Annotated in this window: 25 protein-coding genes and 1 riboswitch; of the genes, 7 read left to right on the top strand and 18 right to left on the bottom strand. The window is 45.4% G+C overall.

Annotation, left to right across the window (positions count from 1 at the left end; all coding sequences use genetic code 11):
• Position 1 precedes the first annotated feature (1 nt).
• The 5 genes from GC097_RS19830 to GC097_RS19810 all read right to left on the bottom strand — a co-directional run bounded on the left by GC097_RS19830 (position 2) and on the right by GC097_RS19810 (position 4,287).
• Positions 2 to 1,390 (bottom strand): aspartate aminotransferase family protein, encoded by a 1,389-nt coding sequence (locus GC097_RS19830; RefSeq protein ID WP_246294354.1) that lies wholly within the window; start codon positions 1,388 to 1,390, stop codon positions 2 to 4.
• Positions 1,391 to 1,749: 359 nt separating this feature from the next.
• On the bottom strand, positions 1,750 to 2,673 hold the full coding sequence (locus tag GC097_RS19825) for a S66 peptidase family protein (RefSeq protein WP_171685035.1): 924 nt from the start codon (positions 2,671 to 2,673) through the stop codon (positions 1,750 to 1,752).
• 88 nt (positions 2,674 to 2,761) lie between these two features.
• Complete coding sequence (locus GC097_RS19820) at positions 2,762 to 3,682, bottom strand: tyrosine-type recombinase/integrase (RefSeq protein ID WP_246294353.1); 921 nt, start codon at positions 3,680 to 3,682, stop codon at positions 2,762 to 2,764.
• 124 nt (positions 3,683 to 3,806) lie between these two features.
• Entirely contained in the window at positions 3,807 to 4,061 is a 255-nt protein-coding gene (locus tag GC097_RS19815; protein WP_171685034.1) for a YolD-like family protein, read from the bottom strand.
• Between the two features lie 22 nt (positions 4,062 to 4,083).
• A complete protein-coding gene (locus GC097_RS19810) occupies positions 4,084 to 4,287 on the bottom strand; it encodes a YwbE family protein (RefSeq protein WP_171685199.1) in 204 nt (67 codons plus the stop codon).
• Between the two features lie 160 nt (positions 4,288 to 4,447).
• Between GC097_RS19810 and GC097_RS19805 the strand changes: the two genes are divergently transcribed.
• A complete protein-coding gene (locus GC097_RS19805; protein ID WP_171685033.1) occupies positions 4,448 to 5,188 on the top strand; it encodes a YqjF family protein in 741 nt (246 codons plus the stop codon).
• 106 nt (positions 5,189 to 5,294) lie between these two features.
• On the opposite strand, the gene GC097_RS19800 is transcribed toward GC097_RS19805, so the two are convergent.
• The gene (locus tag GC097_RS19800; protein ID WP_171685032.1) at positions 5,295 to 6,473 is read right to left on the bottom strand and encodes an MFS transporter; all 1,179 of its coding nucleotides are present in this window, start codon (positions 6,471 to 6,473) and stop codon (positions 5,295 to 5,297) included.
• A 138-nt stretch (positions 6,474 to 6,611) separates the two neighbouring features.
• On the opposite strand from GC097_RS19800, the gene GC097_RS19795 reads away from it, so the two are divergent.
• Both GC097_RS19795 and GC097_RS19790 read left to right on the top strand, forming a co-directional pair.
• Entirely contained in the window at positions 6,612 to 7,475 is an 864-nt protein-coding gene (locus GC097_RS19795) for an AraC family transcriptional regulator (RefSeq protein ID WP_171685031.1), read from the top strand.
• A gap of 138 nt (positions 7,476 to 7,613) precedes the next feature.
• On the top strand, positions 7,614 to 7,895 hold the full coding sequence (locus GC097_RS19790) for a hypothetical protein (protein ID WP_171685030.1): 282 nt from the start codon (positions 7,614 to 7,616) through the stop codon (positions 7,893 to 7,895).
• 486 nt (positions 7,896 to 8,381) lie between these two features.
• Here the strand turns inward: GC097_RS19790 and GC097_RS19785 are convergent, their stop codons facing one another.
• Together GC097_RS19785 and GC097_RS19780 are read right to left on the bottom strand one after the other, a co-directional pair.
• Positions 8,382 to 9,101 (bottom strand): YebC/PmpR family DNA-binding transcriptional regulator, encoded by a 720-nt coding sequence (locus tag GC097_RS19785; RefSeq protein ID WP_171685029.1) that lies wholly within the window; start codon positions 9,099 to 9,101, stop codon positions 8,382 to 8,384.
• Between the two features lie 123 nt (positions 9,102 to 9,224).
• Entirely contained in the window at positions 9,225 to 11,264 is a 2,040-nt protein-coding gene (locus tag GC097_RS19780) for a Na+/H+ antiporter (protein ID WP_171685028.1), read from the bottom strand.
• A 328-nt stretch (positions 11,265 to 11,592) separates the two neighbouring features.
• Between GC097_RS19780 and GC097_RS19775 the strand changes: the two genes are divergently transcribed.
• A complete protein-coding gene (locus GC097_RS19775) occupies positions 11,593 to 12,024 on the top strand; it encodes a helical membrane plugin domain-containing protein (RefSeq protein WP_171685027.1) in 432 nt (143 codons plus the stop codon).
• Between the two features lie 21 nt (positions 12,025 to 12,045).
• Positions 12,046 to 13,227 (top strand): NAD(P)/FAD-dependent oxidoreductase, encoded by a 1,182-nt coding sequence (locus GC097_RS19770; RefSeq protein ID WP_171685026.1) that lies wholly within the window; start codon positions 12,046 to 12,048, stop codon positions 13,225 to 13,227.
• A gap of 68 nt (positions 13,228 to 13,295) precedes the next feature.
• Here the strand turns inward: GC097_RS19770 and GC097_RS19765 are convergent, their stop codons facing one another.
• The gene (locus tag GC097_RS19765; RefSeq protein ID WP_171685025.1) at positions 13,296 to 13,751 is read right to left on the bottom strand and encodes a CBS domain-containing protein; all 456 of its coding nucleotides are present in this window, start codon (positions 13,749 to 13,751) and stop codon (positions 13,296 to 13,298) included.
• Positions 13,752 to 13,888: 137 nt separating this feature from the next.
• Here GC097_RS19765 and GC097_RS19760 point away from each other — a divergent pair, with 137 nt between their 5' ends.
• Entirely contained in the window at positions 13,889 to 14,314 is a 426-nt protein-coding gene (locus GC097_RS19760) for a MarR family winged helix-turn-helix transcriptional regulator (RefSeq protein ID WP_171685024.1), read from the top strand.
• 66 nt (positions 14,315 to 14,380) lie between these two features.
• On the opposite strand, the gene GC097_RS19755 is transcribed toward GC097_RS19760, so the two are convergent.
• The 7 genes from GC097_RS19755 to GC097_RS19725 all read right to left on the bottom strand — a co-directional run bounded on the left by GC097_RS19755 (position 14,381) and on the right by GC097_RS19725 (position 24,064).
• Positions 14,381 to 15,313: an NAD(P)/FAD-dependent oxidoreductase gene (locus GC097_RS19755; protein ID WP_171685023.1), complete on the bottom strand. Its 933-nt coding sequence runs from the start codon at positions 15,311 to 15,313 to the stop codon at positions 14,381 to 14,383.
• A gap of 175 nt (positions 15,314 to 15,488) precedes the next feature.
• Positions 15,489 to 16,322 (bottom strand): bifunctional 5,10-methylenetetrahydrofolate dehydrogenase/5,10-methenyltetrahydrofolate cyclohydrolase, encoded by an 834-nt coding sequence (locus GC097_RS19750; RefSeq protein WP_171685022.1) that lies wholly within the window; start codon positions 16,320 to 16,322, stop codon positions 15,489 to 15,491.
• A 46-nt stretch (positions 16,323 to 16,368) separates the two neighbouring features.
• Positions 16,369 to 16,448: riboswitch (ZMP/ZTP riboswitch) on the bottom strand.
• Positions 16,449 to 16,500: 52 nt separating this feature from the next.
• Entirely contained in the window at positions 16,501 to 17,823 is a 1,323-nt protein-coding gene (locus GC097_RS19745) for an MFS transporter (RefSeq protein WP_171685021.1), read from the bottom strand.
• Between the two features lie 66 nt (positions 17,824 to 17,889).
• Positions 17,890 to 19,059: a hypothetical protein gene (locus GC097_RS19740; RefSeq protein WP_171685020.1), complete on the bottom strand. Its 1,170-nt coding sequence runs from the start codon at positions 19,057 to 19,059 to the stop codon at positions 17,890 to 17,892.
• Positions 19,060 to 19,214: 155 nt separating this feature from the next.
• Positions 19,215 to 20,177 (bottom strand): Gfo/Idh/MocA family protein, encoded by a 963-nt coding sequence (locus GC097_RS19735; protein ID WP_171685019.1) that lies wholly within the window; start codon positions 20,175 to 20,177, stop codon positions 19,215 to 19,217.
• A gap of 759 nt (positions 20,178 to 20,936) precedes the next feature.
• Positions 20,937 to 21,908 (bottom strand): group II intron reverse transcriptase/maturase, encoded by a 972-nt coding sequence (gene ltrA, locus GC097_RS19730; protein WP_246294351.1) that lies wholly within the window; start codon positions 21,906 to 21,908, stop codon positions 20,937 to 20,939.
• Between the two features lie 632 nt (positions 21,909 to 22,540).
• Positions 22,541 to 24,064, bottom strand: a complete 1,524-nt coding sequence (locus GC097_RS19725; protein WP_171685018.1) for an MDR family MFS transporter — start codon at positions 24,062 to 24,064, stop codon at positions 22,541 to 22,543.
• Positions 24,065 to 24,468: 404 nt separating this feature from the next.
• On the opposite strand from GC097_RS19725, the gene GC097_RS19720 reads away from it, so the two are divergent.
• On the top strand, positions 24,469 to 24,906 hold the full coding sequence (locus GC097_RS19720) for a MarR family transcriptional regulator (protein WP_216625832.1): 438 nt from the start codon (positions 24,469 to 24,471) through the stop codon (positions 24,904 to 24,906).
• A gap of 97 nt (positions 24,907 to 25,003) precedes the next feature.
• Here GC097_RS19720 and GC097_RS19715 read toward each other — a convergent pair whose 3' ends face one another.
• Both GC097_RS19715 and GC097_RS19710 read right to left on the bottom strand, forming a co-directional pair.
• Positions 25,004 to 25,207 (bottom strand): hypothetical protein, encoded by a 204-nt coding sequence (locus tag GC097_RS19715; protein WP_171685016.1) that lies wholly within the window; start codon positions 25,205 to 25,207, stop codon positions 25,004 to 25,006.
• Positions 25,208 to 25,362: 155 nt separating this feature from the next.
• Complete coding sequence (locus tag GC097_RS19710) at positions 25,363 to 26,280, bottom strand: aldo/keto reductase (protein ID WP_171685015.1); 918 nt, start codon at positions 26,278 to 26,280, stop codon at positions 25,363 to 25,365.
• Between the last annotated feature and the right edge of the window lie 54 nt (positions 26,281 to 26,334).

Genomic DNA, 26,334 nt, shown 5'->3' with positions numbered 1-26,334 from the left:
TTCATCCTTTCTCCTCATTGACATCGAAAACAGCAAGCAAAGTGTCTACAATAAACCTTATGTCTTCATCTGTTGAGGAGAACGGGGGACTTAGCGTAAGTATGTTGGCGTAGCCAGGTACGGTGTCGCCATTTTTTCCGACCAGCAACCCCTTTTGTTTACAGGCAGCGATGATTTTCACTACGCGTTCCGCCATCGCCGGCTGCTTTGTTTTCACATCTTCAACAAGCTCAATGCCCATCGCCGAACCGAAAATCCGGATTTCACCTACATGGGGATGCGAGAGCAATGGCTTCAAGCCGTCTTTAAAAGCGTTTCCGATCGCAGCGGAGCGTGCCACCAGATTTTCACTTTCCAGAATCTCGATATTTTTCAATGCCACAACACAGGAAACCGGATTGCCTCCAAACGTGTTTATATGCCGTAAATGACTTGTCGGTTCTTGATTATTTCTGAACGATTCATATAATTCGGCTGAAACCGCCGTTGCCGATAGCGGCGAATATGCGCTAGTCATGCCTTTGGCCATCGTTACGATGTCCGGCCTCACGCCATAATTGAGGTGGCCAAACTTCTCGCCGGAACGGCCGAACCCGCATATCACTTCATCCACAATCAGCAAAACCTCATACTTATCACATATGCGGCGAACCGTCTGCAAATACTCGTCCGGCGGAACAATCATGCCGCCTCCCGTAATCACAGGCTCCATAATGACACCGGCAACGGAATCCGCGCCTTCCCAAACGATCGTATCCTCAATCGCTTTGGCGCATTGCAAGCTGCAGTTCCCTTGCGTTTGGCCGAAAGGACAGCGATAGCAATACGGTGGCGGAACATGCTGGAACCCGACGCCAAGAGGCTCATATTTCAGCTTGCGCTGCGCTTGCCCCGTCGCTCCTAAAGCCCCCATCGAATTCCCATGATAAGCACGATGCCGAGAAATGAATTTATGCTTCGTCGGTTTCCCGTTCTGATGGTGGTATTGCCTGGCAATTTTGAACGCCACTTCATTGGCATCGGACCCCGAATTGGAGAAAAAGATCCGATAGTCGCCATCCAGCCATTCATTAATCTTCGCTGCCAATTCGATGGCCGGGCTATGGGATTGCACCATGGTCGAGTAAGCGAGCTTCATCATCTGCTCTGCGGCCGCTTCGGCAATCTCCTTCCTCCCATGCCCCACATTCACGCACCATAACCCGGACATGCCATCCAAGTAGCGGTTGCCCGCCACATCCGTCACCCAGCTTCCTTCACCGGAAGCAACAATCATCGGATTCTCGTTATGTGGTGACATGTGGTGCCAGACATATTTGCGATCTTTCTCGAGCAGCTCATCCCAAAACGGCAGATCACTCGTTTCGCCACTCATTTCATCATTCCGCATAAACAGCCTCCTCACCTGGCGACACTCTTACATAAATATCTCCTGTTTTATTTGTATGTGAATATAGATGGAGACATCCCTTGCTACTAAGGGTTAAATGATCTTTTTTCATTCAATCAGATGAAACACGCCTGCGATTTTTTAAATAACTATATATGTAATAGTATATAACTCTTAACTTTTTTTTCATTATACAAAGTGTTTCGAAATCTCCTGCCTCACTTGACAAAGTGTATAGTCTCACTTCTAAAATAAATACCCCTGACTCTCCTTCGAGTCAAGGGTATAAGTTTTAACTACATAATATATATTATGTAAACAAATTTCTACTTTAGCCATCTATTCCCCACGTTCTGGGATTACTGTTTAACAGTGGGTTCAATTACAGTAAGCGTGCTATTGTATGTGTTGAGATCTACAACTGCGCCAATCGGAATTGCCGCTTTATAGTAACCGTGAGCCGTACTTAAGTTTGTCATAAGAGGTTTACCCAGGGGGTACAGTAATTCGTTGATCAGATCCTCAAATGACGTTTTATACGAAGTAGCGCAATTTGTGCACTGGCCTATAATGATGCCCAGGCAATCATGAAATTTCCCGGCCATAATCAATTGTGTTAAATACCGGTACATCATGTTCGTTGGTTCATGCGTATCTTCGACGAGAATAATTTTTCCAGAAGTATTGATTTCATATGGTGTTCCAAGCGTGCCGACGAATGAAGTAAGGTTCCCTCCTACAATTGGCCCCTGCACATGGCCGGGAACCAGACTTTTCAGCTGCATCCCGGGCGGGTTCTGAATCGCTCTCCTACTTACAAGGGTCGACGTAGCTGCGAAAAATTGATTGAAGTTATACGTCGGTGTACTCGTATTAAAATCAATTAAAAGCAGGCTTTGGAATGTAATTAAGTTTGCAAATTGATAAAGTATGTTTAATAAGATGGTAATATCGCTGTAACCGGATATTATTTTGGGATTTGAATTAATTATTCGATAATCCAAATAGGGTAAAATATCCTTTACACCAGTACCTCCTCTTGTTGGAAGTATCATTCTCACGCTCGGATTTGCAATCATCGTCATAAAATCTTCAGCCCGCTGCTGAGCAGATGCGGCAACAATTCCACCGTATAAATAGGCATACTTCCCCACTATGACTTTAAAACCCATATTTTCAAGCGTACGAATTCTTGAATCAATAATGCTTGCGTCAAGCGGACTACCTAACGTAACGATTCCAATGGTGTCTCCGCTTCGCAAGATTGAGGGCTGAATTGCCATTAGGATGCCTCCTGCCAATTCCTTGTACTGCAAAGGTTAATACTCTCTGTTGCCTTATATGCGCTGCTTGAGCAAAATATGACTCTGATTAAATACCCATTCCTGCCGGAATAAATGCTGTGACCCGATTCATCGCCTCTTGTTTTTGCTTATCTGCAACATGCGTGTAAATTTGTGTTGTCTGTATGCTGGCATGCCCAAGCAATTCCTGCAAAGTTCGAATATCCGTCCCCGCGAGAACCTGCATGGTGGCAAATGTATGCCGAAGCTTATGGCTGGAAATTGATTTTCCTTGAAGCTCTGAATAATGTTTCTTCAATTCTTCGAAATGCTTCTCCGCAATCGTTTGAATCATGCGAACGCTGATCCGGCGGCCAAATTGTGAGACGAAAAAAGGCTGCTCTCCTTTACTTCGGGCATCCAAACGCTCCGCCAGCGCTTTATTCAGCACTTTGACCAATTCATCAGGGAGAGGAATCAGACGCCATTTCCGCCCTTTTCCATATACAAGCAGCGATTTGGTCGTTTGGTTGAAGTCAGATGTATTCAGTCTATGCAGTTCGCTCACCCGCAGTCCCGCATAACTCATCAGCAGAAACATGGCAACATTTCGAATTTGATACTTCCCCTCAATAGACTGCAGAAAAATCGATAACAGCTGCTCATTAAGGAAGGTTGGAATTTGATTCTTCTCTACCTTCGATTTCTTAATGTTGAGGGTCGGGTTGTGGTTCGTCAACTGAAGCTCAATCAGCGATGAGAAAAAAGTCCGGATCGATGACAAGTATCGATTACGAGCAGCATCGCCTGCCCCACCCTGCCGCATTTTCGTTAAAAAACGCATAATATCGATCGTTTCTATCGCGGACAAAGATTTTTCTATCGTTGAAAGAAATAAGCGAACATCCCCCAAATATGCTTGTTGCGTTCGTTTGGTAAAACCTTGATCCTTCATCCAGGTATCAAACAGCTCCAAATAGTCGTCAACATACTCAAACTCTTGTCCCAAGTGAGCTCACTCCGTTCGTTACAATCTAAGTTGCGTTAAATATAGATTTAGTGCAATTTTTTTGGCGGAAAAAAACGGCACTTGAGCACCTTTTCCATGGAATCTGTGCCTGGCCGCCAGCCTTCTAATCTCTTGGGTATTCAACTTTCATAATATCCATAAAAGGTACTTTATCGATTTCCCCGCTGCTTGTTTCTATATGTACACGGCCTGTTCGTGAATCCATTGTTGTGATGAGCCCGCGCACATGCTCTTCACGTCCCCACACCGTAAGGACAATCTCCGAATTCTCCATCTTTGCTTCCGACAATTGATTGCCGATCTCTTCCAAAACAAATTCATCCCGCGTTGGTCTTTTTGCTACTTTTGCTTTTGCCATTCTCGCTCCCCCTGTACCTTAATCACCTAACTGGCGATAAAATTTCTTTGACCCTTCCAACTTGTCCATCAGTCAATCTTACTTTTATGCCATGAGGATGTGTCGGCGAATTCGTTAACAAATCTTTCACAATCCCCCGAGTTAGCTTACCGCTCCGCTGGTCCTGCTTCAACACGATATTGACTTCAATTCCCGGCAAGACATCTTTTCGATTTTGTCCATTCATGCTGTGTATGTCGCCTGCTTTCTTTCCAGATTGTGCTTCATTATACCATAATTTCTCCGCAATCCCCACATCTGTACGCACAATGGCATGCCTCTTTACAACAAGCAGGCTAACTCATACGATTATTGTAATAAATACTTCAGTTAAAGGAGCTTCAACTATGAGTCGTCCATGGCCTCTGTTTGCAAAACCTTGGATCATGCATCAAGTTTGGAACGATCTGTTATTCGCTCACTGGTCTATCCCCGTCAACATGATAAGAGAACATATTCCAGCTCACATTCCCATCGATACGTTTGAAGATACCGCTTGGATAGGCGTAGTTCCTTTTCATATGTCCGACGTTACGTTAAGAGGCATTCCTCCGCTGCCCTACTTCTCATCTTTTCCTGAAATCAATGTCCGAACCTATGTAACGATGGATGGTAAACCAGGTGTCTATTTTTTCAGCCTAGACGCCCACAACAAAATTGCCGTTGAAGCAGCACGCTCTTTTTTTCATCTTCCGTATTTCTATACCAAAATAGAAGTAAAGGAACTAACAAAAAACACTATCCGCTATCATAGTGTCCGTCAGGATCCTCGCGCTCGAGAGGGTGAGTTTTTAGCTGAATACCGTCCCATCTCCCCCACCCGGCTAGCTATGCCTGGAACTTTAGAATACTGGCTGACGGAGCGTTACTGCCTTTATTGTCAGGATCGCCGCGGAAACGTTTATCGGGGGGAAATCGATCATGATCCATGGCCGTTACAGTCTGCTGAGGCTGACATCGCCATCAATACGCTGCCTCATTCTTTTGGCATCAACCTTCCAGAACACACTCCCGTTTTACATTTTGCCAAACAATTAAAAGTAAAGATTTGGGCTCTTGAGAAGCTCAATGGCTCTTTCAATACTTGAAAAAAAGTCGAAATATACAGTGAATTTTATTTAATGACATTAATGATTAACCACATTAAATCAAGTGAAATTCGACTTCATTGCGCAAAAAACCTTTATTTTACGCCTATTCGCTAACATCAACCTCACCGCTTTTATTCGAAAAGTAAGGGATCAGCAGAGCGCTTGAGAAACTGAAAATCATTACAGCTTTAAATACAAAGCCTTTGAAATCAGTAATCCCTAGAATAAGCGCTAACATCACAATGCGAGAACAAACTAGCAGAAGTTCCCGCCATACCATGACCCGCGCCTGGTGAATAGGTGCAAGATGATTGGTCGCTACGAATTGCCGCGAACTCCAGATCGTGAAAAAGAAAAACAGCCCAATTGTCGTTAAAATATTTGAGAGAATCAAAATTGGAGGCTTAGGAAACAGCGCAAGCAAAAAGCCCGCCGCGGCCGCCAGCATTCCGAATGTTAGCCACCAAGAATCGCTTACCCGGCGTGTGCGGCTGAATCGTTGATAGATAAACACGCAAACTACGGTAAATGCTGTGTACATGATCTGAAGAAGAGCAATCATCAATTTGTCACTAGTTACAGAAAACGTGAAAATAAGGGAAAATATCCCCTGAAATTGAATAAAGAACCCGCCTGCAATGAGGGATGGTATCATCCATTTCAAGCGTGTCGTATTAAAAACTCGGCCGATGGAAAAATGGCTAAATACGGCTTCTCCCGCATCTTTTAATGAAATTCGAGGCACATAGAACGACATAACAATCATTATCGCGATAAAAAGAAACATCACTAGGAAAGATCCCGAAAACCCGATCCATTTAATCAGTATCGCAAATAGCAGTGGATTGAGGAACGCAATCAGTTGACCGAACACATTCGTGGCTGAAAAGAAAGCTGTAAACTCCTCTCCCTTACCAAAAAGAGAGATCCCGATATTTTGCGCCGCTGCATATAATCCGTTCGTAATTCCAACTGGCAGCGCAATCAGGGATAAATAAAACACTTTGGGTTCAACATGTACATAAGACAGCAAAACAAAAGTAATTCCGGCACAAATCGCTGAAGCCCTCATCACTGAGCTAATATTGAATTGAGCCAGCAGTTTGGCGCCATACATAAAAGCAAGTCCCCACGCTAGAAACAGAATCAAATTAAACCAGGCGACATCGAAGATTTGCCGATTTTTTTCCCATATAAAAAGATTAATAAAAATACCCATGTAATTGAAAATGACGCTCGAACTTACGTTCATCATTAATAATCGTTTCAGCGATTTTGTCATTGTAGTCTCTACCTTCAAAATTATTCGTCAGTGCGGTTTCCATGGATAAAGTAATCAGATACAATAAAATGAGTTAACATTCTATATTACAGGCTAAATCAACGATAACACGGAGTTATTACGGAGGGAATGTACGATATGCCAAAATTCATGGACTATATGATCAGTCCTTATCCGCTTCGGATCATTACGCTGCCCATCGATTCCAGCAAGCTGAAACTGCAGTCTTTGATTATATTAAATGTTGGGCATCTGCCTGGACGTATATCTTTTCGACATCAGTCTACCTTCTCTAAATGGGCTTTTATTTACCTGTCCGGCGGCAAAGGCTCTTATCAAGCAAATGACGGACCCGTACAACGTGTGGGAAGCGGCAGTCTGCTTTTCTTGCGGCCTGGTGTCGTTTATAATTATGGCCCTGATCAAGGCGGCTTTTGGGATGAATATTATTTTACATTCGAAGGCACTCGAATCGAGGAATGGCTTGGCAGTTGGTTGACGAATGTTGATGTAGCGAAGCAGGTCGGACATGAGGACGCCACCCAGCACAACCGGATCGAGCGCATCTTCATGCTGATGGAGAGCGGTTTGCCCGATAATGCCGATCGCGCAGCGCTGCTGATGGAAACTTTGCTGTTTGAGTTTATCCTGAAAGATCAGGCGACGGCCGAGACGACGAAAACCCAGCAAGTAATCGACATCATGGACGATCTTGGGGACTCCCTTTTCCGGACTTTCGATGCGAAAAGTATCGCTAAACGGCATCATATCTCAATCTCTACGCTCCGCAGAGTCGTTAGCGAATATACCGGCTACCCGCTAAACGCGTATATCAACCGTTTGAAAATAGCTGAAGCGAAAAACATTCTGTTGAATACCGACGATACCGTGAAGGAAATTGCGGATTCTTTGGGGTTCAAAGACGTGTTCTACTTTTCCCGATTATTCAAAAAATACGTCGGAGTATCTCCTCTTATTTACCGAAACACGATGCAGCTTTAAATTTGTTTACATAATATTATTTATGTAATGTAATTGCGATCTTTTTTTCAAAATGAGTGATTCATCCTAGTACGACTTGTCATTGAGCTACATATGATAAAGCAGTAGTAAATCTTCCCAATGGGGAGGTGAATCCAAATGACATTCGCACTTACAGGATGGATGCTCTACGCTATGTTTGCTGTTCTTGGCTTTATGGGCTTAAGTTTCTTATACAACTTGTACAGATCCCTTAAAGCAGGTTCGTTCTCCAGTTCCTTGTTTCTCCCTTATTTGAAAGACTTGCTGTATTATGTGTTCCCATTGTTTCTGCTTTCCAACATGATGGGCCTTGACCCTACTGGTTTCTTAATGTTAACTGGTTATTATGTTGGCGCACTCGGAGTCGTACTCAAATATTTGGAGAGCTTAAAGAAATGATTTGTAACCGCATTCAACAATGCTTATATATGGCTCATCAGAGAGCCAGAAGCTGCCGTGATCTCATGGCGGCTTTTTTATATTTTTGCAGGGAATAAATGGTGAGAATGGCTCTTATCCGCAGTTAGCAAGCAGGCTTGGGAACGGCTCATCTTGAGATTCGTTTGTTTGGGAACTACAGGCCGCTATTTCAGCAAAAGTGACACATTTCCAGGCACAATGGGAACTACAGGGTGCTATTTTACCTCATGAATCCAAATATCTATCCGAGTGTGAGTAATAGAGGATCATAGTTCCCTCCCCCTCGTCCAAAAGGCTGTTTCTAGCAAAATAGCTCCCTCACAGGTCTCATCATCGCAAACCTTCTAGAGAGGGACGTTCACTCCCGAATACTAAAATAAGGAGGAAGCCCAGCTTCCCCCTCAAACCTAAACCATATAAATATGTATTGAAAATACACTTTGATAAATCAATCTTTATGCAATCTTAGTCCTCAAGCTCCACGTTATGATAAACCTGCTGCACGTCCTCTAAATCTTCCAACGCATCGATCAATTTATCGAATTGCTTTTGTGCGTCTTCCGGCAGGGAAACGTTGTTTTGAGCCAGCATCGTTACTTCTGCAATGGAAAACTCCGTAATTCCAGCATTTTTGAATGCTTCTTGCACCGCATGGAACTGCTCGGGGTCTGCATAAACCATGACCATCTCGTCTTCTTGGACGATGTCACGAATATCAACATCAGCTTCCAATAGAAGCTCCATAACGTCATCCATGCTCTTCTCTTCAATCCCAATAACAGCAGTGGCATCGAACATGTAAGCCACAGAGCCGCTTACGCCCATATTGCCGCCACTTTTGCTGAACGCTGAACGAACAGCTGGTGCGGTACGGTTCACGTTATTCGTCAGAGCATCCACGATGACCATCGAACCGTTAGGTCCGAAGCCTTCATAACGAAGCTCCTCATAAATTTCATCGGAGCTGCCTTTGGCTTTATCGATTGCGCGATCGATAATCGCTTTCGGTACATTATAAGTTTTCGCACGTTCGAGAACGACTTTTAACGCACGGTTAGCTTCCGGATCCGGTTCGCCCTTCCGAGCGGCTACATAAATTTCAAGTCCGAATTTCGCATAAATTCTACTTGTATTTGCGTCTTTAGAGGCTTTCTTCTCTTTAATGTTATTCCACTTACGGCCCACGTTTGTTCCCACTTTCTTTTTTTTATCTCATTACACATAATAACCTATTTTTATTCTAAATGTAAAAATAAAATCGCGAATTTCCGTACCCGGATCGCTCAGGCTCTTTCTAATCATTCAATGTCAACCAATCTCCTCAAGCTCGTACAGCGTAGCCTCCCTGTTGCGAATGACCCGTCTGAGCAGGGATGCCATCTCACGTGTAATGTCTCCTCGCTCGAAAAACGCCTGCACGGCATCGCGCTCCGCCTGAATAGCGATCCAGTGCACTTCGCGGAGGCAATCGTTGAACGACGCGTCATTGCGCCGCGAACCGAATGTAAATCTGCGCAGCCTGTCAAGCGTTTGCTGGTAATAATCAAGCACGCCTTCGGCTGCTTCGTCGCTTTGAAGCGCGCAGCGTTTGGAGAACTCATCGACAACAGCTTGGCTGCATTGCATTTTCAGCGAACGGATCTCGACCATATCGGGTTCGACGAAACTGGCTGCCACACGTGGTTGGGAGTAGGACGTCATGACCATTTTTAATCGCCGCCAAATATTTTTGACAATAACTTTACCCAGATCCAATTTATTAGCGAGAATGAGCTCGAGTTGCTCCAACATTTTCAAATAGTAATTTGCTTGTTCACGGCTCACTTGCCCGCTCTCCAAACGTTCATTTACATACTTACGCTCGATATTCAGCGCGAGCAGACGCATCCCGGCTTCTTCCTGCTGAAAACGCGGGAGACGCTTCACTCTGCCGTCCTTTTGACCAAGCTGCTGCATCATGAGTTTATAGTCGCCAATTACGGTGTTCACGGCCAATTCATTCTTCTCCGAGCTGGTTTTTTGGAGTGCACGTACGGCGGCAGCCAAAACCTCGATCTGCCACTCGCGCTCCAAGCGCTCTTTCTCGGCATCGCCAGCTGTATTTTTCTTCTTAGCAAGTAGCGGAAGGACGATGCTCGCGGTAAGCAGCGATAACAGGATCACTGACGATGCAAGAAAAATGATAAGATCTCTTTGCGGAAAGGGATCGCCATTTTGCAAAAATAGCGGAATAGAGAACGCACCCGCCAGCGTGACCGCTCCACGAACGCCAGAAATGGTCGTTAACGTCAGGATGCGCAGGCTTGGCACCGCCTGATTCTGATTCCCGAACAAGCGCCCGCCTCTGGTGAAGATGAATGTCCACCCAAAACGCAGTACCAAGAGCAGAGCATAGATGAGAATCGCGTATCCGATGACCTTGAAATTATCGAAATTCGGGTCACTCAGAATCGTTCGAGACACACCAGGGATTTGCAGGCCAAGTAGGACGAAAACCAATCCATTTAACACAAACAAAATAACGGACCACGTTGCGTTGGAGACGTTCCGGAGGTTCGGCATCGTAAACGCGATGCGCTCGTTCTCGATGGCATGCACCAGACCTCCCGCAACAGCGGCCAAAATGCCCGATAGTCCAAGCTCCTCCGCAATCAGAAAGAGTAGAAATGGCGTCAAAATTTGCAAAAGCATGTGCATCGTCTCATCCTCGAGACCTGCCCGGCGCAGCAGATGGCGAACGACAATAATGAGGAAAGCTACAAGGGCTCCGACCAGTAAGCCGCCAATGGAAATGACCAAAAAGCTGAGACTTGCTTTCGGCAACGAAAAAACACCCGTAACTGCCGCGGCAATAGCGAACTTGAACGCGACCAGACCTGAAGCATCATTCATTAAAGCTTCCCCTTCGAGCAGCCGCTTCAAGCTTTTAGGCAAATGAATGCGCCCGGCTAAGGCGCTAACTGCTACGGCATCCGTTGGAGACAGGATGGCCGCCAACCCGAAAGCAGCAGCTAGAGGTATTGAAGGAATTAACCAGTGGGTGACATACCCCACGACGCATACGGTGATGAAAACAAGCCCGACAGCAAGGAGCAGAATCGGAGCACGCAGTCTCCATAGCTCGTCGCGCGGCGTATGTTTGCCATCGTTATACAGCAGCGGGGCAATGAACAGAATGAAAAACAATTCAGGTTCCAGGTGCAAGTGAACACCTAACGGTACGATTACCAGAATTGCCCCTAAAGCAATCTGGATAAGTGGTACGGGTATGAACGGAACATAGCGGTTCACGACATTGGACACGCCAATCAGAACCAGCAGCATGAGAATGATAATAAAAACGTTCAAAGTTAACGCTCCTTCCCCATTACGATAAATTACGAAAATTGCTTTTAGTATTTCAATATTTTTCTAAAGAATCCTTCCCGGAAACCCTTCATTCCTACAGAACTATTTTCCCCAATTTATCGAATGTTCACGAATTTGAAATATTTTCAAATATAATTTTACTGGCAAACGGTGTAAAATATCTAAATACGGTTTAAATCCAATTGTGTCGATGTTGATTGGCATTTTCATTTGTGAAAAATGTTACAACCATTTGGGAAACATCTGTTTCACCCGTACACATTGTGACAGTACCCGATTTTTTTTCAACGCAAAGGAGGATTTTCACATGTCACAAACATCTGCTGTTCAAGAAGTAGCTGCAACGGCCGCTGCGGAACCAAAATCGTTAGACGTACTTGACCAATTGCTGAAGCCTGAGGTGCAACAATCTCTGACTGTACTGGTCGACAACCTGCCTAAATTGGCGGAAATGGTTACTGTGCTAACCAAAGCGTATGATTTTGCACAAAACGTAGCAACGGACAAAGTATTGATTAACGATTTTGCCCAAGGCATTGGCGAATTTGTTAAGCCCGTACAAGAGAAAGCGAAAGACATTGCGTCCGCGGCTATTGAAGCCGGTGAGCGCTCCCAGGCTGAAGCAGGATCAACAATCGGTCTCTTCGGTATACTAAAAATGCTGAAAGATCCTGAAGTGCAGAAAACTCTTCGTTTTGCACAAGCATTCTTGAACGTACTATCTGAACGTAAAAATTAATACGGACTAGGGATGATAACGATGGCTAAACAAATACTTATTCTTGGCGGCGGTTATGGCGGCCTTTTGACCGCACTGACAGCTCGTAAACATTTGACGGCTTCAGAAGCAAACATAACAATCATCAACCGCTTTCCAACACATCAAATTATTACGGAACTGCACCGTCTTGCCGGTGGCACGATTAAAGAGCAAGCTGTTGCGCTTCCATTACAAAAACTGCTTGGTGACAAACATGTCAATATCGTTGTAGATACGATTAAAGAAATTAAACCAAATGATAAACAAGTCGTTACAAGCAGTGGCGCTGTACATACTTACGATGCGCTTGTCGTTGCTCTTGGCAGCGAAACGAACTACTTCGGCATTCCGGGTCTGGAAGAGAACAGCATGGTACTTAAATCTGCTGCGGATGCTAACCGTATTCGTGAGCATGTTGAAGCTCGTCTTGATGCTTATAAAGCTTCCGGCAATAAAGCTGATGCAACCATCGTCGTTGGCGGAGGCGGTCTGACAGGCGTTGAGCTTGTTGGCGAATTCGCTGATAAACTGCCGGAAGTTTGCCGCAGCAAAGGCATCGATTTCAGCGATATCTCCATCTATTGCGTGGAAGCTGGCCCTGCCATCCTTCCGGTATTCCCTAAAGTACTGATCGAGCGTGCGGTAACCAGCCTTGAAAAACGCGGAGTTACTTTCCTAACTGGCGTAGCGATTACGGAAGCGACTAAAAACACGGTCTCCCTGAAAAGCGGACAAACCATCGAGTCGAACACGATTATTTGGACTGGCGGCGTGAAAGGCAACCCGGTTGTCGGCAGCTGTGGAATCGCAGAAGACCGCGGCCGTGCTACTGTCACATCAACGCTTCAATCCACTTCCCACGCGGATATCTTCCTGGCAGGCGACTGCGCGGTCGTATTCCCTGAAGGCAGTGAAAGACCGTACCCTCCTACTGCTCAACTTGCTTGGCAGATGGGTGAAACGGTTGGTTACAATCTTTCCGTTCTTATCAAGGGTGGCGCTATGGACACATTCACCCCTGTATTCTCCGGAACGCTTGGAAGCTTAGGCCGTAAAGACGGAATCGGCACAATCGGCGGAAACAGCACGCAGTTGAAAGGCTTGCCTGCTTCCCTGATGAAAGAAGCGAGCAATGTTCGCTACCTGTCCCACATTCACGGTTTGTTCGCTCTTGCTTACTAAGCATTAAAAAAGGATGTCCCTTAGCCTCTCTCGGCTATTCGGGCATCCTTTTATTTTTCCGTTTTATACTACAAAAAAGACTGGAAAGAATGGCGAATAACGTCCCCCCGGCTGATAATGCCGGCTAATACGCCGCGGTGCAGGACAGGCAGTTTTTTTATTCGCTTTTTACCTAATATGGCGGCAATTTGCTCGATTTCCTCTTCAGCGTCGACAGCTATCACTTTCTTCTGAGCGATTTTCATGACATTCATCGGGAGCAGATTTTGAACTCTTTCGTGGAATTCTTCGCTGTCTCCTTTGATCACAGCCGTGTAAATATAAGAGCCGAAGACATAGTCATCATGCTTGCCGATATAGCGCATAATATCTCCATCACTAATGTAAGCGGTTACCTCATTCCGATCATTAACGACGGGAAGCCCGCTGATTCGGTACTTAATAAACTTCTCAATCACACTGCGGACAGGGTCATCTTCCTTCACTTTGTAAACTTGGCGGACCATGATTTCTTTGGCTTTCATGACCGTTCCCCTCCAATATGAATTGCCTTTGGATTTATCTAGATGTATAATGCAACTATATATTTGTATTATACAACTATACACCGTGAAGTTCAATTACCCTTCAATAAAGACTAAGAACTAAGATGAGGTAACTTATGACAATTCATCCTGCCGAAACGATTGAAGTCGAACTGACCATTCTTATGCGTCGATTCTTGGCTGCCACAACGAATAAAAAAGTCGGCAATCTGGATCGTTCCGCTTATCTTTTGCTCCATCAAATCTCCTCTTATGGATCTGCCGGTGTGAAAGCTTTGGCGGAAGAGTTTCATCTGGATATGTCGACGATCAGCCGTCAAACCGCTGCACTAGAGCAGAAAGGATACGTCTATCGGATACCGGACCCTCAAGATGGACGCGCCTACTCTTTGCAAATTACCGAATTCGGCGCCAAGGAACTCGCTTCCAACAAACAAGTCCGATTCGAACTTGTTATGGAGCTGCTCCAGGAATGGTCCTTGGATGACCAGATGAAATTTGGAGAACTCCTTAGTAAATTTAACCGGACTTTTCTAGAGTAAAAAAAGGCCACCCATTTTGAATAACGAATGGACAGCCTTTTTTTTCGAAACAATCATAAAGATCGATTACTCAGATTCACCTTTGGTATCGGATGGACTATTCCAGGCTTCGGCAAGCAGTTCATTATTGATGCCTACACCGGCTAGAGCCCCCATCGATGCTGCGGCAATCGCCTGATACATTTGTGTTGCCGCATCTCCTGCACTATAAATGCCAGGTACATTTGTTTTACCGAAAGCATCTACGACAATCGTGCTTGTTTCTGTCACTTGGCAGCCTAATTCCCGCGGCAAATCTGACCCGGGAACCAGGTTTGGTGCAAAGAAAATGCCCGTGCAGTTTAATTGGGTGCCATCCTTCAGAATGACTTGCTCCACCATACCATCCTTCGAATTTATTTGCTGAATAGGAGCATCAAATACAGGCACGTTGTGAAGCTTCAACTCTTCGCGCTCTTCTTCCGTCAATTCATCTGGTCCGTTTGTGCAGACAACGTAATGAGGGGTCCAGCCTGCCAGCATTTTGGCCGAGTGAAGCGCTCTAGCCCCTTTCCCAATGAGAACAAGATGTTGGTCTCTCAATTCCCAACCGTCGCAATACGGGCAAACAAAAGCACTTTTGCCGTATACCTCTTGCAAGCCGTTGATTTCTAATGGTACATCCTTCATCCCTACAGCAAAAAGCAGCTTTTTAGTTCGGAAAGTTGATCCCTGTCCTGTCGTAATCTGAAAATTACCATCCTCGCCCGAGATCGTATGAGCTGTTTCCTCTACAAAATGAACAGACGGATAAGCTTGAATCTGTTCCTTCGCAATTCGCCGAAACTCCCCCGGAGAAATGCCATCACGCGTTAGAAAACCGTGAGACTCACGAGTAACCCGATTGCGCGGTCGTCCTTCGTCGATCACGACTACACGTTTTCTTGCCCTACCTAATACAAGCGCCGCGTTCAATCCTGCTGGCCCTCCGCCAATAATGGCTACGTCAAAAAATTGCATGACTTTCACCCTCCTATATAACAACTATTAAAGACCCTTAATATCTATAATAACACTTGAAGATTTTAAGATCAAGTTATCAGCGACATAAAGAGACCGTCCCATAATGGTCATCAATCGAACCATTTAGCGGGAGATTTCCCCGTTAGGACAGCCTCTCATAACTGATTTTGAACTATCTCTCAGCAGCATCCACTGTATGTTTAAGTAATGTTGCAATGGTTACAGGTCCAACACCAGCTGGCACAGGTGTAATAGCGCTAGCATTCAGCAAGCAGCTTTTGTAATCTACATCTCCCACATTCCCTGCATTGTATCCGGCATCCAGCACAATAGCACCTTGCTTGATCCAACTGCCCTTGACGAAATTAGGTTTCCCCACAGCCGCAACAACGATATCGCCTAAACGTACGATCTCTTCGAGATTAGCCGTTCTAGAATGACAAGTTGTAACCGTCGCATTACTGTTAAGTAGCATGGCTGACACTGGCTTCCCGAGAATCGGGCTCCTTCCAATCACTACGGCATGTTTACCTGCAACTTCGAGGTCGTAATACGCCAAGATTGCCATAATTGCTGCAGGTGTGCAGGATGGAAATTGAGCAATGCCGAATGCATTCTGCGCATACCCCAGCGTTGTAACGCCATCTACGTCTTTCTCAATTCGAATGGCATCAAATGCTGTCCGCTCGTCAATATGAGGGGGAACTGGATGTTGGAGCAGAATACCGTGCACATTCGGATCCTCGTTAAGCTTGTTAATTTCTTCGATTAATTCACTCGTAGTGGTATTCTCAGGTAAATCTACACGGATGGAGCGCATACCCAGCTTTCGGCATGCATTGCCTTTCATCTTTACATAAGTGGCTGAAGAAGGATTACTTCCAACCAAAACTGTCGCTAAGCAGGGAACAATCCCTCGTTTGGATAGAACTCCTATTCGCTCCACAAGCACCTCTTTCATCCAGTCCGCTACTCGATTACCGTCTAGAATTAATTTCTCTGTCATAGGAATCAGCCCTCTCTAAACATAAAGAGGCAGGGATGATAATCCCTACCTCTGCCCAGGCGTACGGCTGTATACATATGTGCTCCCTCGTGGTACTCCACGTTTACGCCAGTCGCACATACAAGTCATTTCATTAATTATATTCTGAAAATCACAGAACAGGCAAGATCTACTTTTCCTAAACCGCTGTTTTCTCCGAAACAGACAACTTGTACCAGAACAGCATAGCCACAGAAACCAATCCGATTACCAGCAGTAAACTGTATACGTGCCGGTATGCTTGAAGAAGACTCGATTTCTTTTGTACTTCAAGCAAGATTCCACACACCGCTACTGAGATCGATCCTCCGAAAAACTGAATGAGCTGCATGAGTCCCATTCCTGAACCAATGAGCTCTTTAGGCAAAATACGCGAAGTCTCATTATTCAAAGACGATATCGTTGCGGAAAATGCAGGTGAAAAACAAATATATCCAAGGAGAATTACCATTGGCGAAAATCCGAGCATCATGCAGAAACCTAGCATGACAATGGACAATACCATATGGCCAATGAGCAGAAAGCGCAAGTTGCCGTACCGATCAATCCATCTCCCTACATAGCGCGTCAAAAAAGCGGATAGCACCGCACCCGGTGCGATCGTTAAGCCGATCTTCATAGCCGAGTAGTGGTACAAGTTGGCCAGAGCCAGCGGCATCAGGAACAAGTTGCCCAAGTTCAAAACCAAAATGCAAAACCCAATCACAACGAGCAGCCGAAAATCGTTTCTTTTCAGCAGAACAGGATTGATAAACGATTGTTTCCCCCGTCTCATGTGCCATAAATGCGCCAAGAATGAAAGGCAGCTGACCGCAAGCCAAACAAGCGACATTTGTGTCACGGCTAACAGCAAGGTGGCCGCATTGACAACCGTTAGCAGGGCCCCGAGAATATCGAATCGAAACGGCAATCCAGTTTCTTTCGGAAGCAATCGAAGCAGAATCGGAAGGATCACGAGGACAAGAACCGTAATTGCGAATAGCCCATTCCAGCCCCAATATTCCGAAATTAGTCCGCCTACAATCGGACCTAATCCGAAAGCCATCGCACTCCCTGCCGAGATCATGGCGATCGCGGAGCCGCGCCTTTCTAACGGAACATAGCGGCTGGCTAGCACCAATCCGAGCCCTGCCATTACGCCAGCACCCGCAGATTGTAGAATACGCGCCATCAGAAGGATATGAAAATCGTGTGCAAAAATGCCTAGAATAGATGACAAGCCTAGCACAAGCAGGCCTACTGTCAATAATTTTCGTATCGGCACCGTATCGGTGAGTCGGCTGTATATCACAGTGGATAACGCATAACCGATGGAATAACTTGAAATCACCCAAGAGCCGAGATCTGCGGAAATCTGTAGATCTTGGATAATACTTGGGATGGAGACATTAAACATCGTAGTATTCATCACAACGATAAATAAGCCGATCGTCCAGACCGGCAGCACAACTTTGTCGTTCATTTCTTCACGTCCTGTCTGAATCCTCATGTGGTTTGTATACAGCATTCCAAAAAATGTATCGCATTATTACTTTTCCGTTCCTTGTAATCCTACATGCATAACGGTCCGATTTCCACCCCATGTGGAGATAAAATCGACCTGATATCGACACGAGCGGCTCTCATAATTGCTATGACCCCATTTATCTTGCGCCGTACCGTTGCCCGGACTGTGTATATTCTCCAGATAATCGACTTTCCCGTCCGAGTCATCATAAGCGATACCAAAGTCCCGCCATTCATCATGGGCGGTTTGTAATTCATGAACCGTATAAGAACCGCCGATCTCCAGATATCCGGTTAAGCCCGCATTGGCTTTCGTGCTGTTCCAAATGGCCCGGGTTAATGCGCTGCCGCCAGTAATATCATAGGACTGCTCCGCAGCTAGGACAGCACCGTCAATTTTAGCTTTCTTTTTCGCAGCTTCTTTCTCTTCGTTAAGTTTGGTCATATGCTCGCCGGTTAAGAGAGCAAGAATGTTCTGAATGCTTTCCTTCGCTGCCCTAAGCTTCTGACTAAGCAGTGTTTTCTTGTCTTGTTCAAGTTCAGGGTTATTTTCTTTTTCCCAAATGGCCGCGTGTCTATTCTTATCAGCTTGAATCAGATCAGATGCTAACGAAATGTTCACGGCAATAATACGATCCAAATCGAAAACACCTTCGGTTTGCACCTTTGAGATATCCGCAGCCAGCTCCTCATTGGTTTGATCATAAGTTCCTACATCATAACTTTTGTAAGGCGTAACTTTTTTCGCTGTAACGTATTTGAAAATACCTCGAATATTCTCCGCGCTTTGATCGCTGGCAAAACCATGCTTGTCAAATTGGGCTCCCGTGCAATTCTCACTGAGGGTTTTCCATTCTGAATGGCTTAATTCCCTCGGAATGTTCTCAAACTGTTCTGTTGTCGCGCACCAGGAATAAAAACTTTTGACATCAGAAGAATCCAAGTCACTCCAATTTTCCGCGATTGCATCCATAATCTTAGTTTGCTGAGGTTTTTTGCTGGGCCAAGGCATAGCTTGAATCACCGGTGACCCGACAATTAGCTGCTGAACAGCCTTATTTCCGATCGTACGTTGCAATTGGATGACCGAGTTGTACTGACTTTGCCCTGCTTGGGTCTGCACATTCGCACTTCTCTTAGTGCCTTCTATGGAAGGTTGTTTAAAAGCTTGATTGCTTGAACGTGTATACAATTGGTTTCCCCCACATCCGACTATCCACTTATGAAAATATCGTATCACATCTTCCACTTTGTGGATATATATACAACCTCAATGGACATGGAGACTGGAAAAAAGCCTGATCCAGTAAGCAGCAATTGTCTGCTCCGAATAGGCTTTTCTACAAATTAAAACGGTTTATATCCGGCTGCTTGATAAATCATCTCGGTAAACTTGACAACCTTCAAGGCAAAAGTACCCGGCACCTTCACCTCATGGCGTCCAAGAATGGCATCGATAAAGCTTTTATCTTGGTTCGTTTGCGGTTTGGGCAGCTCGGGTACGACGGGCTTCTGACCGAAGCGTTGAATGGTAATTTTGCCATTGTCATAAAAAATACCGCCGTCTTCGCCGCAAAATACATAGGTTTCATGCCAGCGTGGCGCAAAACCGATAATGTTCAATCCGCCTACAGCGCCCTCCTCGAACCGGATCGAAGTGAAGGAATCGATTTCCACTGGCGCTCCTTGCAAATGCAGGCTCGGCTTAACCTCCACCGGCGTGAGTCCCGTCGTCCACAGCAGCATATCAATGATGTGACTGCCGGAATCCATCAGCATGCCGCCGCCGGATAACTCTGGAACTTGTCTCCACAAACCAGTCGTTAATTGCTTCCAGTCTTGATACAGAGATGCCGTTATCGATGTCAATTTCCCAATCTCGCCGCTTGCAATCGCGTCGCGAATGTACAGGAACTCCGGCTGGAAATGACGCTGGTACGAAACCTGCATCACTTTCCCCGCCTGTTCCGCTGTTGCAATCAAGAGCTCCGCTTCCTCCGAGGAACAAGTCATCGGCTTCTCAATTAGCACGTGCAGCCCTTTATGCAGCGCATCAGTCGCCTGCTCGAAGTGCATCGTGTGCGGAGAGCATATGACAACAGCATCTAATTCGGTCTGATCCAACATCTCCCGATAGTCCGTAAAATGCTGCACATCATCAAGCTCGAACTTGGCAGCGAAGTTCTCCCGGTTCTCTGCACTAGTATCGGAGAGTGCAACGATCTCCGCTTCCTCTAATTCCAGCAGTTGACGCCCGTGCACTTGCGATATTCCGCCTGTTCCAATCATACCAATACGAATTTTGCTCATTGGACAGCAGCCTCCTATTTCAACGGATCAAAATAACCCTTTAGTACAAGGTATTATAAATACTGTTCCAGAATACCCTGTCTTCGAAAAGATTTGCCTAATTATCGAAACCAACGAATTAACTTGGCACCAGCTAAACTTGAAATCCGCCTGTTAGTGGGAACTCTGTTCCCTTATTTCGGCGAAAAGTGGAATTTCGGGCGTTCAAGGGGAACTACAGGGTCTTATTTCTCCTCAGTGATCGAACTAGCTGCTCAGATGGAGAAATAGAGGACCCTAGTTCCCGTCCACTTGCCCAAAGGGCTGTTTCCAGCAAAATAGTCGAGTAGGCGGGGCCTTTCCGTCTCGGATTGTGCCCCTTACCCCTCACAGATCCGTACGTGCCCAATTAAGGCATACGGCTCTTCATGCTACCTTACAGAGTTACTTTTCTTTGCAAATAGATTCACGGTTATTGACGGTTTCGGAAATGGGTTTCGGGCGAGAAACATGGCGAACTTTTCCTCCGTAAAGCTTATCTTCTGGCTTCTTCGGTTTCTCCACTTCAGTACCAATCGCTCGACTGCTCTTAAGTACGATGTTATTCCTCCGATGTTGTCCGACACTCCATAGTAATTGTAATGCCCCACTAATTTACTTCTTATGGTCTTCATCAGTTCTACTTCTGAGGTGTGTCGGTTACTTCGAATCCATGTCTTGAATTCCTTCACCTTCGCCCTAAATTTCTTTCCACTCGTTTTCCTCATGAGTCTTGAACGTTCACTCTTGCCTTTGCCCCAGTAATGCGTAAACCCTAGGAAGTCGAAAGGTTTCTGGTTTCTTTAAACCTACCTCTTTGCACGCCACTTCCGACTGCCTTCCGAATCGGATGATCTTCGTCTTTTCTTCTGCGATCTCCAGCCCGAACTTTTTCAGCCTCATAACCAATGCCTCGTAGAACCGCTTCGCATCCCATTCTTGTTCAAAACAACATACAAAATCATCCGCGTAACGCACCATTTCTGCCCTTCCTACACATTCTCTCTTTACTGTCGTCTCAAACCATAGGTCAAGTGCGTAATGCAGATAAATGTTAGATAAAATCGGCGAAATGAGTCCCCCTTGCGGTGCTCCTTCATCTGTTGGCTTAAACTCTCCGTCTTCCTGCACGCCCGCTTTCAGAAACTTCTTAATTAGTCTTAAGAGATTAGGATCGGCTATGCGATGCTCCAGAAATTTCATCATCCACTCGTGGTCCATATGATTGAAAAAGCCGCGAATATCTGCGTCCACCACATACCGTATGGGTTCTTTCATGATGATCTGGTCAAGTGCTCTTATGGCATCATGTTGGCTTCTTCCAGGTCGAAATCCAAACGAACATTCCATAAAATCCTGTTCGTAAATAGCTTGTAGAATCTGGTTTATTCCGTGCTGCACGATCTTATCCTCGTACGAAGGGATACCTAGCGGGCGCTTGCTCTTCTCATCTTTTGGGATGTATGTCCTTCGAGATGCCTGAGGTTTATACGCATTACGTTTCATTCTGGCTATGAGATCATCGAGGTTCTCCTCAAGCTGGACTCCATACGCAGCCTTCGTGACTTTATCAACTCCCGTCGCTTTGTCGGCTGGTAATTTTAAGTGACTATCCCTAAGCATTTGCTTATTCATCAGGTGAGCTAAGGATGTGAACCGTTCTTTGGGTTTTGCTTTTGCAACCTCTGCTATTCTTGCTAGTTTCGTTTCCATTTGTCCTCCGCCTCTGTGTGCTGTAAATGTGTCTCTACCAAGATCAGTAACATGTAGCCGCCTTCCCTCCGCCGACATTACATCGGTTTCTCTGGTACTATGCAGCTATCCGACTCCCTGCGTACCGTTTGGCATTCTCCTTTTTGATTAGTTGTTTGCCATACTCTCATGTACCTTCCTAAAAAGTACTTGTTCATGAAAGAGTCGCAGGGTCTCCCAGGTTCCCGTGTAACCATTGTATAGCATGCCTGGCTCTATGACCCCGGGGAAGCTTGGTTACGCTAGCCACTTTTTTTTTTTTTTTCTTCGCTAAACCAAGTGTTGCCTTCCAGTGGGCGCAGACTGTCGACCTTCCCATCGTTACTAATTTCGAGGCTCCATCACTTTCAGGCCTACTACCTAACTGTCTACGCTTAGCACCCGACATTACTGGCGGTAGCCCAAGACTCGCTATTGGTGGCATGGCTTTTGCCTTTCCAGGCAGGAGTTCCACCTGCTAAATTACACGACTTTACCGTTGGTCGCTCGCGCCCTGTAGTTCCCCTTCCCTTCCAGCGAAGCATGGACTGGACCCCAAAACATATAAATTCAGACAAAAAAATCCGCCATATAGGCGGATTGATGGACATTCTTTAATGTGACGCCGAATATTCTTCGAGTTCAGAAGCCGGGTCGAATTTATCTTTACTCATAGCAAATGCAGCTAGCAGAGCAATGACGGACGGGATAATTGCCCAAGCAAATGTATGAACGATCGACGAGGAAAGCGCCACTGTAATCTTATCAAGCACCTGAGGAGGGATCTGCCCCCGAGTCTCCGGTGTCAAAATTTTACGGGGATCGCTTAGATCGAAACCTTGTGGCATCCCACCGCCGCTGCCGAAAACGGAAGCTAATTTATTCGTAAACGCGTGACTTTGAATAATACCGAAAACCGTAATCCCTAGCGCCATTCCCAATGAACGCATGAAATTAAGCGTCGAACTTGCAGAGCCGCGCTGCCGCGCAGTAAGGCCATGAATCGCAGCATTGCTTAAAACAGAGAACGATGCGCCAATTCCAAGACCGACAAGAATCATGAATATCGTGACGATGAAACGGGATGAACCTGTCGTTAACGTCGTGAGCAGTGCAATACCTACAACAAGAAGCGCTAATGTCGGAATCATGATGGATCTATATCTAAACTTAGACAGCATAGAACCACCACCCGCGGCAGTTACGACGGATCCAAGCATCATGGGAAGCAAGACAAGCCCAGAGTTCGTAGCCGATCCTCCAAGAACACCTTGAATGAAGATAGGAATGTAAATTGAGGCGGTAATGAACGCTGCTCCAGCAAACATCCCCATGACATTACTCGTTGCATAAAGACGATTTTTGAACATGCCGAAGGTGATGATTGGTTCTTGGGCACGTCGTTCGATAAATACAAAACCGATAATAAGAATCGCAAAAGCTGCGAATAAACCAATGATTGTACTCGAATTCCAAGCATATTGCTTGCCGCCAAGCTCAAGTGCGAACATAAGGCAAACGATGGAAGCTACCAGCGTTATGGCGCCAAGGTAGTCGATCTTTTGTTTGGAATGCTGGACAGACTCTTTGTAAAAGAAAGCAATCATCACAAATGCAATCAGTCCCAGCGGTAAATTGATGTAGAAAATCCATGACCAATGGATATAATCCGTAATATAGGCCCCAAGCAGTGGGCCGAAAATACTGGATAAACCGAATACAGCACCGAACAAGCCACCCATTTTCCCGCGCTTATCCGCCGGAACGACATCAAACATAATCGTAAATGCAATTGGCATCAGTGCGCCGCCGCCAATCCCTTGTATGGCGCGATAAATACTAAGCTGTACGATAGAGTCTGCCGTACCGCATAAAGCAGAGCCGCCCATGAATACAAGGATACCAAAGATAAAGAAACGCTTACGCCCATACATATCCGATAACTTCCCGAAAATCGGCATTCCAGCCATCTCTGCTACCAAATAAGCGGATGTCACCCACATCAACTTGTCAAAGCCGCCTAGATCCCCGACGATCGTACCGATTGCTGTTGCTACGATCGTGTTGTCCATTGAAGCCATTAGGATAGACAACAACAAACCTGCAACGATAATACCTATCTTATTTCCCTTTACCACGTGTCATGTTCCCTCCAAGTTTCGTCTACTACTGCCTAAAATCAGATCCGATGGAGAAGCCCTCATTCTGAACCTACAGGACCTCTATCGTAAACCTCCTCCCCTAGCACTTGCAATACTTCATCTCTAGATCGGGCAGCAAATTTTCATCTACAGATAGCATACCTAATCCATGGCAAGTTTCGCATCGTTCTCCAGGCGTATTAAATGAGAATTGCTTTGCTATGTCCCTTTGCAAACTAGTCATGATTTCGTTAAAATAAATACATATCACCAGTTGTCAAGTATCTTGGTTTCCGTTTATCTCGATGACCAAGATATATTCATCTTAAAAGGAGGGTGGTCTTTTGTCAAGCGATCGACAAGATCAACCAACAGAGCTGCAGGAAACTTTCACCTTGCGCATGCGAGGACTAGGAAACCGAACCGTATTATATCAGCAGCACGCAGCAGCATCTCTGGGGCTATACAATAATGATTTTATTGCCATAGATTTTTTGCACGAAAAAGGTCCCATCACCGCCGGGGAGTTATCCAAATTAACCGGTCTTACGACAGGCAGCGTTACTGCATTAATTGACCGTCTTGAAAAGAACGGCTTTGTACGCAGGCAAAACGACCCCAACGATCGTCGCAAAGTAATTATTGTTCCTTTATATGAAAAAAAAGCTGAGATCAGCCATACGTACCTTCCTCTGCATGCGGCGATGGTTAAGCTAGCCTCCTCTTACACGGATGAGGAGCTTACGTTTATCTCACAGTTTTTAAGCAATGCAAGCGAGGTCCTGGAAGAGCAGATGCAACAACTCAGCTCTTCGATTCGCAGCAAATCTTCTTCCTGAACCTTTGCCTTGCAAGCAAAAAATGGCGATATGCCAGGTCGTCACAGAACTACGCGGCACCGCCTTTTTGTATGTATCTCTATCTATAATGAGTAGCTCATTCCTGTTTAGCATATGCCTTGGTTTCATTTTTTCGCCGCTTCATTACGTTATTTACTAAGTTTTGGGTTGCGTCTTGCGTGGAATCAAACACATTTTCTATGGCGTTTTGCACATAGTTTGTGGCTGATTGTCCAACGTTATTAAAAACGCTCGTCTTGTTTTCTACAACGTTTTTGAGGTCCTTAGGGTGTTCAGACATCATTCTTACCTCCCTTTTCGATTCGTATATGGATTAATTTCCCTATAAGAGCCGACTTTTATTCATAGCTTAGATTCGAATACTGAGTATGCACCGCCTCCCTATAGAATGCAAAACCACCGCATCCTAAGATGCGATGGTTATTAAACTCTCATTTATGGAAGCACATTGCCTGCTGCCGTAAAAATCTCATACCACTCTTGACGAGTCAGATGAACGTCGGTTGCTTTGCAGCAATCGATTAAACGATTGATATTCATCGTTCCGGTAACCGGCTGCATCCGCGCAGGGTGGCGTAAAATCCAAGCGATGGCTATCGTCGTATTGCTTACTTCATATTTTGCCGCGATTTCATCGATCTTCTTGTTCAATTCCGGGAACTTATCGTTCCCTAGAAATACGCCTTCGAAGAATCCATATTGGAAAGGCGACCAAGGCTGAATGGTGATATCGTTCAGTCTGCAATAGTCGAGCACATTCCCGTCCCGGTTCACGGAAGAATCATTCAGCATATTCACATTCATGCCATTCGAGATCATCGTGGAGTTCGTGATGCTTAATTGCAATTGATTGGCCACAAGCGGCTGCTTGACCGACTTCTTCAGCAGTTGAATTTGCAAAGGTGTTTGATTGGAAACGCCGAAATGTCTAACTTTTCCTGAGCTTTCAAGAAGATCGAATGCCTCAGCCACTTCTTCAGGTTCAACTAGGGCATCCGGACGATGCAACAGCAAAATGTCCAAGTAATCGGTTTTTAACCGTTTCAAAATGCCGTCTACGGACTCCAAAATATGTTCTTTGGAAAAATCGAACATCCCTTTGCGAATCCCGCATTTGGATTGCAAAATAATTTTCTCGCGAATATCATCGTTCATATGGATGGCGTCCGCGAATATTTCTTCACAGTTGCCTCCGCCGTATATATCTGCGTGATCAAAGAAGTTGGCTCCTTCTTCCAGAGCTGTTTGGACGAAATTTTTCGCCTCTTTCTTATCCAGCGAATTAATTCTCATGCAGCCTACCGCTAAAACAGGAACTTCTAGTAAGCTCGTACCAAGCTTCATGGTTCTCATAATGATGTAATTCCTCCTCTAGGCTTTTCTTACCATTGTTCAAATTTATAACAT

Source organism: Paenibacillus planticolens, assembly GCF_013141725.1.
Lineage (GTDB): Bacteria > Bacillota > Bacilli > Paenibacillales > NBRC-103111 > Paenibacillus_E > Paenibacillus_E planticolens.
Note: the sequence above shows the minus strand (reverse complement) of the source record. Positions and strands in the feature narration are given on the sequence as shown.